Source organism: Duganella levis (assembly GCF_009857605.1).
Classification (GTDB): Bacteria; Pseudomonadota; Gammaproteobacteria; order Burkholderiales; family Burkholderiaceae_D; genus Rugamonas; species Rugamonas levis.
The window spans coordinates 47,190-59,604 of sequence record NZ_WWCT01000015.1 but is presented as its reverse complement, the minus strand read 5'-3'; the positions used below and the strand labels follow the sequence as shown (position 1 = coordinate 59,604).

At 64.4% G+C, this 12,415-nt stretch carries 10 protein-coding genes; 3 read left to right on the top strand and 7 right to left on the bottom strand.

Translation table 11 applies throughout. From position 1 onward, the window contains the following. Positions 1-155 precede the first annotated feature (155 nt). From xth to GTP69_RS18150, 3 genes are read left to right on the top strand one after another with little or no spacing between them, the layout of a single operon-like run. A complete protein-coding gene (gene xth / locus GTP69_RS18160) occupies positions 156-941 on the top strand; it encodes an exodeoxyribonuclease III (protein WP_161056177.1) in 786 nt (261 codons plus the stop codon). Next, on the top strand, positions 941-1,705 hold the full coding sequence (locus GTP69_RS18155) for a histidine phosphatase family protein (RefSeq protein WP_161056176.1): 765 nt from the start codon (positions 941-943) through the stop codon (positions 1,703-1,705). Before xth ends, GTP69_RS18155 begins: the two co-directional genes overlap by 1 nt. Then, positions 1,702-2,598 (top strand): NAD(P)H-hydrate dehydratase, encoded by an 897-nt coding sequence (locus GTP69_RS18150; protein WP_161056175.1) that lies wholly within the window; start codon positions 1,702-1,704, stop codon positions 2,596-2,598. Before GTP69_RS18155 ends, GTP69_RS18150 begins: the two co-directional genes overlap by 4 nt. Before the next feature lie 106 nt (positions 2,599-2,704). Here GTP69_RS18150 and GTP69_RS18145 read toward each other — a convergent pair whose 3' ends face one another. The 7 genes from GTP69_RS18145 to GTP69_RS18115 form a co-directional block, all read right to left on the bottom strand. Continuing rightward, a complete protein-coding gene (locus GTP69_RS18145; protein WP_161056174.1) occupies positions 2,705-4,369 on the bottom strand; it encodes a peptide chain release factor 3 in 1,665 nt (554 codons plus the stop codon). 68 nt (positions 4,370-4,437) lie between these two features. Continuing rightward, positions 4,438-9,063, bottom strand: a complete 4,626-nt coding sequence (locus GTP69_RS18140) for a pilus assembly protein (RefSeq protein ID WP_202424474.1) — start codon at positions 9,061-9,063, stop codon at positions 4,438-4,440. Positions 9,064-9,088: 25 nt separating this feature from the next. Then, positions 9,089-9,682, bottom strand: a complete 594-nt coding sequence (locus tag GTP69_RS18135; RefSeq protein WP_229261031.1) for a pilus assembly PilX family protein — start codon at positions 9,680-9,682, stop codon at positions 9,089-9,091. Beyond that, the gene (locus GTP69_RS18130; RefSeq protein WP_161056172.1) at positions 9,679-10,878 is read right to left on the bottom strand and encodes a PilW family protein; all 1,200 of its coding nucleotides are present in this window, start codon (positions 10,876-10,878) and stop codon (positions 9,679-9,681) included. Before GTP69_RS18130 ends, GTP69_RS18135 begins: the two co-directional genes overlap by 4 nt. Position 10,879: 1 nt before the next feature. Continuing rightward, positions 10,880-11,299, bottom strand: a complete 420-nt coding sequence (locus tag GTP69_RS18125) for a type IV pilus modification PilV family protein (RefSeq protein ID WP_161056171.1) — start codon at positions 11,297-11,299, stop codon at positions 10,880-10,882. Next, on the bottom strand, positions 11,296-11,928 hold the full coding sequence (locus GTP69_RS18120) for a pilus assembly FimT family protein (protein WP_161056170.1): 633 nt from the start codon (positions 11,926-11,928) through the stop codon (positions 11,296-11,298). Before GTP69_RS18120 ends, GTP69_RS18125 begins: the two co-directional genes overlap by 4 nt. After that, complete coding sequence (locus tag GTP69_RS18115; RefSeq protein ID WP_161056169.1) at positions 11,913-12,341, bottom strand: type IV pilin protein; 429 nt, start codon at positions 12,339-12,341, stop codon at positions 11,913-11,915. The genes GTP69_RS18120 and GTP69_RS18115 overlap by 16 nt, the downstream gene beginning before the upstream one ends. Between the last annotated feature and the right edge of the window lie 74 nt (positions 12,342-12,415).

The following is a 12,415-nucleotide window of genomic DNA, read 5'->3' as shown; positions in this document are numbered from 1 at the left end:
TGAGTAATACAGTATGCGCAATCGCGGACGTTGTCAAGCGCAAAAGTCAACTGTCGCCAGAAGCTGGCTGGATCGCGCCAACACTTGGCATGGATAGGCGAATTTTCGTACGTTTCCGCACGCAGGCAGGGGCAATTGGCGGTTAAACTTGTCGTATGCGTATCGCCACCTTCAATGTCAATGGTATCGGCAGCCGGTTGCCGGCCCTCCTTCAATGGCTCGATGAGACCAAGCCGGATGTCGTCTGCCTGCAAGAATTAAAAGCCCCGCAGGAGAAATTCCCCGAGCAGGCAATTAACGACGCCGGTTATGGCGCCATCTGGCACGGCCAAAAAAGCTGGAATGGCGTGGCCATATTGGCGCGCGGCGCCACACCGACTGAAACCGGGCGCGGTTTGCCGGGCGATCCGGAAGATATTCAAAGCCGCTATATAGAAGCGGTGGTCAACGGCGTGATTATCGGCGGCTTATATCTGCCGAACGGGAATCCGGCGCCGGGACCGAAATTCGACTATAAGCTGAAGTGGTTTGACCGATTAATCACCCATGCCGCCAAGTTAATCGACAGCGGTGCGCCAGCCATGCTGGCGGGTGATTTCAATGTCATGCCGACCGAGCTGGATGTCTATAAGCCGGAGCGCTGGGTCGACGATGCCCTATTCCGTCCAGAAACCCGCGACGCCTTCCACCGGCTAATGAAACAGGGCTGGTGCGATGCCTTGCGCACCAAACATCCCGACGAAGTGATTTATACCTTCTGGGATTATTTCCGCAATGCTTACGGCCGCAATGCCGGTCTGCGAATCGACCATTTGCTGCTCAGCCCGTCGCTGACGCCGGCGCTGAAAGCCGCCGAAGTCGACCGTGACGTGCGCGGCCGAGAGAAGCCCAGCGACCATGCGCCGGTGTGGGTGGAACTGGACCTAAAAAGGATAGGCTGATGGAGCAAAAGTGGCCTCAGCAACTGTGGCTGGTGCGGCACGGCCAGAGCGCCGGCAACGTCGCCCGTGATGCTGCCGAGGCCGGAAAACAGTTCCTGATTGACATCGCCGACCGCGATGTTGACGTGCCGCTATCCGAACTAGGCCAGCGCCAGGCACAGGCCATGAGCGACTGGTTCGATGCGCTGGGGCCGGACAATCGGCCAACGGTAGTGCTGTACTCGCCGTACGTGCGGGCGCGGGCCACCGCCAAAGCCGTGCTGGACCGGCTGGACCGCGACCAACTAACCGCCGTGGCCGCCGACGAACGCCTGCGCGAGAAAGAATTCGGCATCCTCGACCGGCTGACGCCGCTAGGCATCCATGACAAATATCCGGAACTGGCCGAGCAGCGTGCCCATGTGGGCAAATTCTATTTCCGGCCGCCGGGCGGCGAAAGCTGGTGCGACGTCATCCTACGGCTGCGTAGCGTGATCGACACCATCACCCGGGAATACCGGGGCGAACGGGTGCTGATCGTCGGCCATCAAGTCATCGTCAACTGCTTCCGCTACCTGCTGGAGCGGCTGGATGAAGACGCCATCCTGGCAATCGACCGCGCCGGCGACGTGCCCAACTGCGGCATCACCGAATACCGCTTCGACCCGCATGCCGGCAAAAATGGCAAGCTGAAGCTGGTGCAAGCCAACTTTGTCGCCCCGCTGGAACAAACCGGCACGCCGGTGACGCACGAGGCCGACCAGCCGGCCGCACCCAAATCATGAACCAGGACATCACGCCGCAACTGCTGCGTGACTGGCCGCTGCCAATGCCAGGCGCGGACGCGGACAAGGAAGTGCGCGGCCACGTGCTGATCGTCGCCGGTTCGCGGGAAATGCCGGGGGCGGTGCTGCTGGCGGCCAACGCCGCCTTGCGCGCCGGCGCCGGCAAGCTGACCATCGCCACCGCCGCCAGTGTCGCGGCCCATATCGGCACTGCCGTGCCTGAAGCGCGCGTCATCAGTTTGCAGGAGACCAACGATGGCGGCCTGCTGGCCGACAGCGCATCCGGCCTGCACCAAGCCTGCCAGCAAGCCAGTGCCGTGCTGATCGGTCCCGGCATGCAGGACGACGACGCCTGTTGCCAACTGGTGCGCGCGTTGCTGCAGTGCTGTAGCGACAGCCACCTGATCCTCGATGCGGCCGGCATGAGCCTGGTCGGCCGCGACGCCGAGTGCGGCACGGAGACGGCGCCGTACGGCTTCCGCTTCGACCGCCCCGTCCTGCTGACGCCGCATGCCGGCGAACTGGCGCGCCTGACCGGCGCCGACAAGCAAGACATCCAGGCCCAGCCGGAAGCCGCCGCCCGACTGGCGGCGCAGCGCTGGCAAGCCACAGTCGCACTGAAAGGCGCGCTGACGGTACTGGCGACGGTGGATGGAAGACAATGGCGGCACCAGGGCGGCAACGCCGGCCTGGCGATATCGGGATCGGGAGACGTACTGGCCGGCATCATCACCGGCCTGGCGGCGCGTGGCGCGACGCTGGAACAGGCGGCAGCCTGGGGCATCGCGCTACACGCGCTGGCGGGCGAACAACTCGCATTGAAACACGGGCCGCTAGGCTACCTTGCCCGCGAGCTCAGCAACGAAGTCCCCGCCCTCCTCCGCGCATTTTAATCCGGGGTCATAATCCGGGGTCAGGTCCGGCATTCGGACACGAGCACAACCTTAGCGAAGCCTACGGTTGTGCTCGTGTCCGAATGCCGGACCTGACCCCGGAGTTTTAGAGCTTGGCGGAGTGTTCGCGGGTGGCGTGGAATTGCAGCTTCGGCCAGCGTTCCTGCGTCAGACGCAGGTTGACGCCCGAGGTCGCCAAGTAGGCCAGGTTGCCTGCGGCGTCGTAGGCGACGTTGTGGCCGAGCTGGTCTTCGAAGTCGGACAAGGCTTTCTTGTCGTCGCTCGATACCCAACGCGCGCTGCTGATGCTGGTGCTTTCAAACACGGCGTCGACACCGTACTCGTTCAGCAAGCGGCTGGCGACCACTTCAAACTGCAGCACGCCGACCGCGCCCAGCACCAGCTCGCCACCTTGCACCGGCTTGAAGACCTGGACCGCGCCCTCTTCGCCCAGCTGCTGCAAGCCTTTGTGCAACTGCTTGATTTTCAGCGGGTTGCGGATGCGGACCTGACGGAAGAAGTCCGGCGCAAAGAACGGGATGCCGGTGAAGGTCAGCAGTTCGCCTTCGGAGAACGAGTCGCCGATCTGCATGTTGCCGTGGTTCGGCAGGCCGATGATGTCGCCGGCGTACGCTTCTTCCACCTGTTCGCGGGTCGATGCCATGAAGGTCACCACCGACGACACCTTGACTTCACGTCCCAGGCGCAGGTGCTTGACCTTCATGCCGCGTTCAAAGCGGCCCGAGCATACGCGCAGGAAGGCGATGCGGTCGCGGTGTGCCGGGTCCATATTGGCCTGGATCTTGAACACGAAGCCGGTAAACGGTTCTTCTTTCGGATCGACCGCGCGCACGGTGGCGTCACGCTCGCGTGGCGCCGGCGCCCAGTCGACCAGCGCCGACAGAATCTCGCGCACGCCGAAGTTGTTGATCGCCGAACCGAAGAAGACCGGCGTCTGCACGCCCGCCAGGAATTGCTCCAGGTCGAACGGATGCGAGGCGCCGTTGACCAGCTCCACTTCCATGCGCAACTGGTCCATCTCCAGCGGGAACATTTCCTGCAGGCGTGGATTGTCGATGCCTTCGATCAGCTCGAACGCGCCGTCGGCCTTCTCTTCACCCGCCTTGAACAGCATGATGGTGTCGTTCAGCAGGTGATACACGCCGCGGAAGTTCTTGCCCATGCCGATCGGCCAGGTCACCGGCGCGCACTGGATCTTCAGTACCGATTCCAGCTCGTCCAGCAGTTCCAGCGGATCGCGGGTTTCGCGGTCCATCTTGTTCATGAACGTGACGATCGGCGTATTGCGCATGCGGCAGACGTCCAGCAGCTTGATGGTCTGCGCTTCCACACCCTTGGCGGCGTCGATCACCATCAGCGCCGAGTCGACCGCCGTCAGCACGCGGTAGGTATCTTCCGAGAAGTCCTGGTGACCCGGGGTGTCCAGCAGGTTGACCACGTGGTCGCGGAATTCAAACTGCATCACCGACGAAGCGACGGAAATGCCGCGCTGCTTCTCGATCTCCATCCAGTCCGAGGTGGCGTGACGGCCCGATTTACGGGCCTTGACCGTACCGGCCATCTGAATCGCGCCCGAGAACAGCAGCAGCTTTTCGGTCAGCGTGGTTTTACCCGCATCCGGGTGGGAGATGATGCCGAAGGTGCGGCGGCGCTGCACTTCGCGCGCGATCAGCGCCGGCGTCTTGGCGCTGGCGGACAAGGCGCTGTCGTCGTTGCTGTCGGGAGTTACGTTTTCGTTATCGTTGGCCATGTGTGAGCGATCTGAGGCGGTTCTGCAAACCCTCGATTATACCGGCTCTTAGCCCCGGCGACAGTAACTTATTCCCCCTGCACCCGGCGCCAGCCTACCCGATGCGCATCGGCCGATTTGCCTTCCTGTAGCTGGCCGGTCTTGGTGACGCCGGTCGCCAGCGTGCTGGTCATCTTCAGCTGGCCATTTTGCAAGCGGTAGATGATGAAGCCGACCGCCGCCGAGTCCGACGACAGGATGGTGCCGGCCGGCGTATTCGGCAGCGCCGTGCCGGTGCAGACGTCAACCTGGTAGGCATTGCTGGTGCCGCCCACCGAGCAGGCCGACGACGACGATGGCAGATTGGTCACCACATTGGCGACGCCGCTGACGATTTGCGGGTCGAGGTTCATGCGCTCGCCGGCGGTGATGCTCCAGTCGAAGAACCAGCCGTCTTTCTGGCTGAGGTCGACCGGGTTGCTGGTCAGCGCGAAGGTGATGTTGCTGCTGGTGCCGACCTGGCTCAGGGTCTGCTGCACCATGGTACTGCCGCGCACGTTGTTGATGGTGGCGCCGCTGTCCTTCAGCAGGAACAAGCTCTGGACATCGGTGTTGGTGGTATCCGGCACGTCCAGCAGCCGGCCGGTGCCGAACAGCACCACGCGCTGGGCGGTGGTCGCGCTGCTGGTGACGCCGTTGTTGGTGCTGCTGGTGGTCATGGCGCACAGCGTCACGTCCGGCCGGGTGGTGATCGGCTTGGTGGTGCCGGCGTCGCCCATTTTGATCACCGGCACAGTGGCGCCGGTGGCGTCGGTCAGGTCGAAGCGCCACATGCGGCCGTTGTTGTCGCCGCCGTAGATGTAGGTGGTGACCGGGTCCAGGTTGGGATCGCTGCTGATCGAGGTGATCTTGGCCAGGCCGGATGGCGTGGTGGCATCGCCGGTCTGGGTCGAGACTTTCTTCAGCACCGCACCGGTGGCGACATCGACGATGTACAGGATGCCCTGGCCGCTGCCGGTGCTGACGCCATCGGTGCCCGGCACATTGTTGTAGCCTGAGGTCAGGAATACCACCCACTGGTTGTTCCACAAACCGAATTGCGGATTGCCGAAGGTCAGCCCGATGTCGGGATCATTGCGGCTGCACACGGTGGAGTCGGCGCAGAATTCCCACAACGCCACCGGATTAATCGGATCGGTCACATCCAACGCGTAATAGCCGCGCCCGCCGCCATTGAGGCCGGCCACCATCACGGTCTTCCAGACGCCGCCGATCTGCACGTCCGCCAGCTCCGGCGAGCCGTCGGTGCTGAACTGGTGATTGGTGCCGTAGGTGGTGCTGGCCTGCAAATACAGCTTTTTCATGGTGATGCGCGGCATATACGCCCAGCGCTCGTTGCCGTTGGTCGCGTCGAAGGCGTGCAGCATGCCGTCGTTGGCGGCGGTCAGCACCGTCGCCGGACGGGTTTGCGTGCCGGCCTTGAAGGCGGCATAGCCGGCCCGCGTGTAATTCTTGCGCGAGTCGCGCAGATAGGCCGGCTTGGACGAGGCGATATCGCCCAGCAGGATCGGAATCGGGCCGCTCAGGCCGGCCGGCGTGTGGTCGGTCAGCGTGTAGGCGCGGAACAAGCGGTCGTCGGCATAGGTCTGGGCGCCGCGCAGCCAGTTGACCAGGTTGGTGCCGTCATTGACCGTGGCGCGCTCGGCCGTGGTAAGCAGCGTGCATTGCGCCAGCGCTGTGCACTTGTTGCTGAACCAGCCTTTTTCCAGCGTGCTCATGTTCGCGTAGGTGACCTCCTTCAACGTGTTGTTGGTGGTGTCCAGCATCTTGATGATGCGTCCCGCCGGACCGGTGGCGCCGGGATTGCGGCCGACTGTGTCGGAACTGGTCCAGGTGACGGCGCTGCCGACTTCGCCGGTCGAGGTGTTGATTTTTTTGGCAGCCAGTTCGCCGTACCACTTCACGGTGGTGAAGGTGTCGGAGAAGATGTCGTTGTCCTGCAGCGAAATATTCGGCGTCGAGGTCGCTGCCGCCGCTGCCGCACCGAGGCGGATCTGCATATTCGACAGCGCTTCGCTGAGGCCGGCCACCACTTCCTTCGGCTGCGAGGCGCTGAAATACTTGCCGTGGCCATTGACGGCCGCGTGCCACAGGTCGTCCACGCGTTCCTGCACCGTATTGCCGCCGTTGGTCACATCCGGATTCGGCCACACATACGGGCCGTTGTTGTTCCACGGGCAGCCGGTGGCCACGCGCGTGATCAGGTTGTAGAAGTCGCCGCCGACCTTGCGCGCGGTGGTGTCGTAGTTGGGGTCGTAATTCATCACGCCGTCCACGCCCAGGCCCAGCGTGTAGGTGTTCATGTGCAGGTGGGTGTTTTCGCCGGAACGCGCCGGCACCGAGCCGGCCTTGGCCATATTCGGTTCCAGCGTCGGCCGCAGCGAGATGGTGTCGTCGCTGGAACCGCCGTTGTACCAGTGCAGCGCGACGTCGGCCAGCGACGGCACGCTCTGGGCCCGCGTATCGACGCAGCCGGAGGCGTAGCTGCAGAAGCGCGCGGTGCTCTCGGCGTTGTCGTTGTTGACCACCGGCGAATAATCGTCGTTGTAGTTCTTGGTCGAGCCACCGTTCCAGTAGCCGTCGGTGGTCAGGATCACAAAGTTCTGCTGACAGGGAAACTGCACCACTTCCTGGCCGGCCGCATACTGGTACGGCGTCTGATTGGCAAACATGCGGCCGACATTGTCAAGCGCCGGCCGGGTCGGCGTCGAACCGGAGGTGGTGGTGGCGTACAGCTTGGTGTACCAGCTGGTGCGCGAAGCGCCGGTGAAATCGGCCGGTATGATGTCCATGGCGCCGCCGGTGGCCACCACCGACAGCTTGGCGAAGCCGACCTTGTAATTGGCGTTGAGCGCGGCGAACGCCAGCCCCACCGAGGTCTTCATCATTTGCAAGCGGGTCTTGTAGTAGACGTACCAGTTGGCGAAGTTGGTCATTTCCTCCTGGTAGGTGCAGACGCCGGACTGGGCCACGCAATCGGTGCGGTCACTGCCCTTCGGATAGGTGTTGCCGGTCACGATGTTGACGCGGACGAAGCTGCTCGGCCCGGTCGAGCCGCCCGACATCGGCGCCGTCACAATCGGAATGGTATCGAGAAAGCCGGCGCTCTTGGTCGCCGAAAACGTCAGGCCGGAGACGGTGCTAGCGGATGGCGTCTGGCCATTGCCGGTGGCCGCCACATTCACCAGACAGACCGTGCTGGTGCTGGCGGCGCCGCAGATGTCGGTCACGCCATTGCCGCCGACGTAGCCGCGGACGTTGCCATTCACGCCGATGGCGCTGGCAATCGTGCTGGCCGCCGTGGTGGCGCTGGCTTTGGCGGGGATCGAGATATTGCTGGCCAGTGTGGTGCTGTCCAGCTTGATGGTAGTCGATAAGAACAGCGTATTGGTGGCCGGGCCGGCGATACTCAGCAGCGCGGTGGACGGCACCACCGCCGGTGGCGACGTGATCACCGTCAGCGCATAGCCCGAGCGCGAGGCGTCGAAGATGCGCGGACAGCTCACGGCGGTCTTGGTCGTGCTGCTGCAATCGACCGCCACCACGCCGACAATGTTGTCGGCGCTCAGTGTGATGCCAAGCCCGGCGCAGGTTGGCACGTTGCTGCCGGATGGCGGCGTGCGCACGCAGGCCAGATAGCGCAGCGTCGCGGGATTTCTGGTGTCGCCATAGCTGTTGATGTTGGACGCCAGCGCATTGGCCATCGTCTGGCGGTTGATGGCGGTGGTGGTCCCGCCGGAAGCCGTGACCGGCCCCGACGTCAGCGTGGTGCTGGTGCCGCCCTCATTGATGCTCACGCTGCTGATGTCCAGCGCGCCGGTAGCGAGCGAGGTGCCGATGGCGATGGTGGCGTAGGCCGCCACCGAACCGGCCGAGGTCGAATAACGCGGATACTTGAACGCGCCTACCTGCTTGGCCTGGCAAACGGTCAGCGCCTTGTCGCTGCACCAGCGCACCTTGACCGCCACCGGATAATTGGTCGGCGCGGCCGCCCCCGCCGAGGTGGTGCGGCACACGGTCATGGTGTCGTCGGTGCAGTATTCGGTGACGCCGATGTTGTAGTAGTACGGTCCGCCGGCAATCTGCGTGGCCGAGGTGTGGGTGGCGTCCGGATAGGTGTAGGTGGTGGTATTGGTGCCGCAGTCGTTGCTGTTGTTGGGATTGCACCAGCGGATGTCGGGGAAGTCGGTCAGCAGGTTGACCGTCGAGGCATTGCTGCTGGGTGTGCCGCCCAGCACGCTATAGCGCACGCTGAAGCCGTCGTTGCTGACTTTGGTGAACGTGGTCTGCGACGGATAGAAGGTGCCGTCGGCCTTGACCGGCACCGCGTACAGAATCGCCGGATTGTAGTATTGCTTGTTGAAGTCGGCCGTCATGTACGGCGGATGGCCGGGCGAGCAGCTGACCGCGCTGGCGGCCAGCGTGGCGGCGCCGCGGCAGATGGCGTCGTCCACGTAGTCCGGCGTGTAAGCCTGGTCCATCGAACCGGAATTGTCGAACAACAGCATCAGATTCGGCTTGACGGTGCCGGTGCCGGTGATGTTCAGCAGTGGCACTTGGGCGATCTGGGTCTGGGCCGCAAACGCGGCGGCCGACGCCAGCAGCATCAGGCTCAACAGAATACGGCGGGCCGGTGAAGGCAGCGGGAATCTCATGATCGTTCCATTCTAAAAACCGGCCTCAAGGCCCCATCATCACGACCGACTGCACCACTACGTTGCCGCCGCGCGGGCCGAAGATGCGCGCAGTAACTACGTAGTGCAGCTGCGGCTGGTTGTCGTACACGACCGAGCTCTGCCCCAGGCTGGAACCGAGCGCGACCGCAGCGGCCACGCCCTGCTTGGCCGCGCTCAACATGCAACTGTTGGCCGGCGAGGTGGCGTTGTAGGTGCCAGCAAAGGTGCACATGCGGTGAATCACATATTCGACGCGGCTGCCGCCACCGACCGGATCCTTGGTCACCGAGCCGGTCCAGAACGCCGGCGTGCTGACGGTCCACATGGGATTCATGGTGGCGACATAGCCGTTGGCGGCGCTGTCGGCCACCAGCAGCGCCTTGGTGGACGGCTGCGACAGCCATTCGAAGGCGGCGTGCACGCCGAGGTCGGCCTCTTTGCTGAGCGCGGCGTCATAGGCCAGGTTGTTCACCGTCAGCGTGGTCGAGGTGCTGGCGCGCAGCAGGTAGATGCTGCTGACCAGCATCACCGTCAGCATGATCAGGATGATGGGCAAGGCGATGCCGCGCTGGCCGGAGCGGGGTAGTCGCGCCATCATGGCCTCCATTGCGCGTTGCGCACCGGCACCACGGTTTCAAATACCCGGTAGCGGTAGCACTGCCAGGCGATCGGATCGCCGGTGACGGCGACGTTGACGGTCACCGGCACCGCTGCCGCGCTGCCCACCGCCGTATTGAACAGGGTCGGCTTGGTATCGGTGGCATGGCACTGGCCGTCGCTGCCCGGCCGTTGCGCCGACTTGCTGCGCGCCACTACCGCCAGCCGCAACGCCACCACGCGCTGGAAATCGCCCGGCCCGGCAACGACCAGGTCGCTGTCGGCGTCCATCATGGTGTTGCTCCATTGCGTCAGCTGCACGCCGCTGCCGCTTGGCGCCGGCAGCGGGTTGTAGATCGTCATGACGCGCGTGTCCAGCCCATACTGGGCCTTGATCGCGACGATGTTGTCGGTCACCGACACGCCCTGCGCGCTAGCGCCGGACTGGTCGGTGGCGCGCAGCAGCAGCGTGCCGCCGGCCACCGACCACGTATGGAAGGCCAGCCGACCCGGCGCGCCGAGATTGAAGATGCGGCCGCCGCCTTTCGCATAGCCGTTTTGAATGCCGGCGGCCGGGCCGAAGCGGAAATTATTGCCGCTACCGAGGGCGATCTTGTCGTTGTCTGGCGCCGCCTGCATGCCGCTCATCTGCACGATCGAGCAGGCCGGATTGGCGGCCGTGGCCGGTTCCGGCACCACCAGCAGCACATCGCCGGCGGCAAAGCCGAACGGCGCCTGGGTGGTGGTCGGCAGCACGCTGGCGCCGGCGACAATCTCGCCATTGATGCGCAGCGACGCCACGGCGGCGGCCGACTTGCCGGCATACAGCGAGATCACGTCCGACCCGGCGCCGCCAGGCTGGATCACGGCCGCCGCCAGCGGCGTGCGGGTGACGCCGTTGACGCTGATCTGCGCCAGCGCGTAGCCGCCGCTGTCGCTGAAGCTGGTCTGGCAGCCGGCCGCCAGCGTGTCGTTGAGACCCCAGCCGGATTGCGCGGCGTCGTTGCTGATCGAATACAGCGCCAGCATGCCGTTCTGCATCGAGTCGGAACCGCCGACCGCGCCGTCCTTGGTCTGCTCGCCGCTGATGATCAGCCGCGTGGCAAACAGAATCGCCAGCATGCCGATCACGACACTGACCATCAGTTCAACCAGCGAAAAGCCGGCGGCATGGCGGGAAGCAAGCACGCGGCGCATGTCAGGAGCCTATATAAGCGGTGAGCTGCTGGCGCAGTTGCGCCGAGCCCGCCTTGCGGGTCCAGCGGATGCTGATGTCGACCTGGCTGCGGCGCGTCTGCTGCGTCACCACCACCGAGATCACCGCGCCCGGAATCGCGGCGCCGGTTTCGCGCGCCCACGGGCCGATGGTACTGTTGGGCGTGGCGCCTTCGGCCAGCGCGTAGTTGGCTACATTGGCGGCGTCGGTGCTGATGGTGCCGACCAGTTTTTCGCACGCCAGCGTGGCCTCGGCGCGCAAGCCGGCGTCCGACAGCACCGAATAGGCACGCGCCTGCATGCCGATCGCGCCCAGCAGGCCGATGCCGAGGATGACCAGTGCGATCATCACCTCCAGCAGCGCGATGCCGCGCTGTACGCGGCTGTGCCGGCGGCGCTTCATGGCGGACACGCCCGCGAATCGCCGGCCGTCTTGGTCGGATCGCATTTAGTCGGCATGCCGGCCAGCGAGACCGCCAGCGCGCTGACCGGCACGTCACGCTTATAGGCCGCGGCCGGGTCCAGCCGCAGCTGGGTCAGGCGCTCGTCAATGGTCGGATCGACCCAGCCCAGCGGCGTGTAATAAATCGCGGTCGCGCCTTCCGGCAGGATGCTCGGGGCCAGCACATCGGTGCCGGGCAAGGCGCTCGCGGCGCGGAACACCGAGCGGTAGCCGGCGGTGCCTTGCGGGTCGTTGCCGGCGGCGGCATTGGTGGTGGACCAGGAACCGCTGTTGTCGTCGCACGGCGTGCCGGGACGCGGGAAGCAAATGTCGACCTGCCAGTCCAACTGGCCGGTGCCGGGATTGACGGTCAGCGTGATGCGGCTCTCGCTGTTGTGGCTGACGGCCTGACGGCGCGCCAGCGCAAAGCCTTCCATGTAGAACTCGCTGGCCGAGCGGGCCCGCGTGGCCACCAGCCAGGCGCTCATATTGGGGATGGCGATCGCCAGCAAAACGCCCATGATGACGATGGTGGTCATCATCTCAATCAGCGTAAAGCCTCCTGCGCGGCGATTTAGTTGGACGAACATTTCCCGCCCTTGCGGTCGACCCAGCAATCGGCGCTGGTGCCCCAGCCGCTTGGGCTGCCGGTGGTGGCGCGCTTGCCATTCTGGTCGAGCGTGTAGACGAAGCCGTTCATCTTGCCGATGCCTGTCGCGGTCAGGGTGTAGCTGGAAGCGCCAGCATTGCTCAACGCATAGGTAAAGTTGGTGCTGGCGGCCGGGAAGCCGGTGGCGCCGTCGAAGCCGGCATAGGTGCGGCTATTAGGCCAGAACTGTTCGGCCGCCGGCTGCGCCGCGCCAAGCGCGGTGAAGGCTTCGGTCAGGCGGCTGCGGGTGACATAGTCGCCATACATCGGAATCGCCACCGCCGATAAAATGCCAATGATGACAACGGTCACCAGCAGTTCGATCAGGGTAAAGCCTGCATGTGCGCGTTTCATGATGTCCCCATAGACGAAAATTGTTCTATGGAGAAAGTATAACGTGGCCAGCTTGCATTTCCCTGAGGAAATCC

What these genes read in the sequence shown, in the direction of transcription:
- xth (WP_161056177.1), top strand. Translation starts at nt 156, where the DNA reads ATGCGTATCGCCACCTTCAATGTCAATGGTATCGGCAGCCGGTTGCCG.
- GTP69_RS18155 (WP_161056176.1), top strand. Translation starts at nt 941, where the DNA reads ATGGAGCAAAAGTGGCCTCAGCAACTGTGGCTGGTGCGGCACGGCCAG.
- GTP69_RS18150 (WP_161056175.1), top strand. Translation starts at nt 1,702, where the DNA reads ATGAACCAGGACATCACGCCGCAACTGCTGCGTGACTGGCCGCTGCCA.
- GTP69_RS18145 (WP_161056174.1), bottom strand. Translation starts at nt 4,369, where the DNA reads ATGGCCAACGATAACGAAAACGTAACTCCCGACAGCAACGACGACAGC.
- GTP69_RS18140 (WP_202424474.1), bottom strand. Translation starts at nt 9,063, where the DNA reads ATGAGATTCCCGCTGCCTTCACCGGCCCGCCGTATTCTGTTGAGCCTG.
- GTP69_RS18135 (WP_229261031.1), bottom strand. Translation starts at nt 9,682, where the DNA reads ATGATGGCGCGACTACCCCGCTCCGGCCAGCGCGGCATCGCCTTGCCC.
- GTP69_RS18130 (WP_161056172.1), bottom strand. Translation starts at nt 10,878, where the DNA reads ATGCGCCGCGTGCTTGCTTCCCGCCATGCCGCCGGCTTTTCGCTGGTT.
- GTP69_RS18125 (WP_161056171.1), bottom strand. Translation starts at nt 11,299, where the DNA reads ATGAAGCGCCGCCGGCACAGCCGCGTACAGCGCGGCATCGCGCTGCTG.
- GTP69_RS18120 (WP_161056170.1), bottom strand. Translation starts at nt 11,928, where the DNA reads ATGTTCGTCCAACTAAATCGCCGCGCAGGAGGCTTTACGCTGATTGAG.
- GTP69_RS18115 (WP_161056169.1), bottom strand. Translation starts at nt 12,341, where the DNA reads ATGAAACGCGCACATGCAGGCTTTACCCTGATCGAACTGCTGGTGACC.